Annotated in this window: 3 protein-coding genes; all 3 read left to right on the top strand. The window is 35.9% G+C overall.

Going from position 1 to position 1,514, the window contains the following annotated elements; translation table 11 throughout:
• Nucleotides 1-812, top strand: an 812-nt coding sequence (locus HT711_RS10965) for an ADP-ribosyltransferase (protein ID WP_240149015.1), incomplete at its 5' end; no start/stop codon positions are given.
• Nucleotides 809-1,141 (top strand): hypothetical protein, encoded by a 333-nt coding sequence (locus HT711_RS10960; RefSeq protein WP_173235129.1) that lies wholly within the window; start codon nucleotides 809-811, stop codon nucleotides 1,139-1,141. The genes HT711_RS10965 and HT711_RS10960, both read left to right, overlap by 4 nt.
• 43 nt (nucleotides 1,142-1,184) lie before the next feature.
• Nucleotides 1,185-1,397: a hypothetical protein gene (locus HT711_RS10955; protein WP_173235128.1), complete on the top strand. Its 213-nt coding sequence runs from the start codon at nucleotides 1,185-1,187 to the stop codon at nucleotides 1,395-1,397.
• The last annotated feature ends 117 nt before the right edge of the window (nucleotides 1,398-1,514 follow it).

Here is a 1,514-nt window from a genome sequence, read left to right as displayed (position 1 = left end):
CTATCAGACCTGCAGTCAAGTCCGATAAACCTAGTCCTTACTTTGATATCTTGCAAAACGACGGCTCAGTAAAACTAGCCACTGAGCAACGTTCTCTGGACGAAATCTTTGCAGGATGGGAGCGTGAAGGGGAAGCAGTTCTTAGGGGAGTCAAGGCATCTAATCCAGAAGTGGCTGACAAGGTTTTTGTAGCTGATAAACCAAATGAAATAGACGACTTCTTTAAGAAACAAAAATCTTATCAGAAGTGGTTGAAAAATCTATCTGGTTATGAAGTGGACTCTATCCATGAATACACAACAGCGATGTACAAGGACTACAACCATGTATTGAGAGAAGGGAAACAAGAATTTCTTGATAAAATCACTGGTGGAAACTCACAAAAATTAAGTGACGAGACTAGAAAATGGTATAATGATATTGAGAGGAAAGCCGAGCAGGTTGTTTCAGCTATCTCAACATATAAAACAGAAAAAACATTTAAAACTTATCGATTGTTTAATCAATCAGAAGATATTTTTTTAGAAAATGCTGTTGGTAAAACACTGGTGATTGATAAAGGATTGATGAGTACTAGTCTTGATAAATCTGTTATAGAGGATTTTGGAGGCGGAGATGTTGAAATTCAATTGAATATACTCATCAAAAAAGGGCAATCTGTTGGTGCGTATGTCAGTGAATTGAGTAGTCATACCAATGAGAAAGAGTTCATAATTAAACCAAATACAAGGTTTAAGGTTCTATCTGAAACGGTGCAAGAGATGGCTTTTGACACTAAACGAAGGATTATTGAAGTGGAGGTAGTGGATTGAAAGCAAAGTATTTAGAATATATCTTGTTTGAACCATTGAAGAATGCGACAGATGAACAAGCTGCTTTTTTAGGAGTTGCAATTTTCTTTAGTCAAGGATTCTTGGAGAAATACCATCCACAGATATTGGAGGATTTTTCTAAAGATTATCCACCAGTTTTTACAAGTGAGCGTTCTAAAAGATGGATTTATCGTTTCAGTAATAATTTCTATAATTTTAGTAGGTCAACCAATGACACTCCACTTGATGAATTTATTGTCAGAGCAAAGAGAAAGATGCCTGACTATGCACGTAAAGAATATGAAGAATATCTATCAACAAGCACCTAGAGAAATCTAAGTGCTTTTCTTATGCTTAGAAAGGAGCAAAGATATGGAAGATTGGAAAGAACGCTTTAAAAAAGAATACTACGAATTGAAAGAACGATTTCAGAAGTTAGACATGATGATTGGTCGATACGAAAAAGGGCAACTCGAGTTTGAACCTAGATGTCCTATCGATTTGTTAAAGAGACAACGTTCGGTTATGTGGGATTACCTTTCAACTCTGGAACAGCGTGCAAAAATTGAAGAAATCAAACTATAAAAATTAACCGCATCGAAATCGAGGCGGTTTTCTTATACTCTAACCGTATGGAATCCCGTACGGTTAAATTTATATGTTGGAGGTATTACCTTGAGGATGTATACAAAAATAGCACTA

The sequence above is a fragment of the Streptococcus sp. 1032 genome, from assembly GCF_013277015.1.
Lineage (GTDB): Bacteria > Bacillota > Bacilli > Lactobacillales > Streptococcaceae > Streptococcus.
The sequence above is the reverse complement of the archived record's forward strand: the minus strand, read 5'-3'. Positions and strand labels throughout refer to the sequence as shown.

What these genes read in the sequence shown, in the direction of transcription:
- HT711_RS10955 (WP_173235128.1), top strand. Translation starts at nt 1,185, where the DNA reads ATGGAAGATTGGAAAGAACGCTTTAAAAAAGAATACTACGAATTGAAA.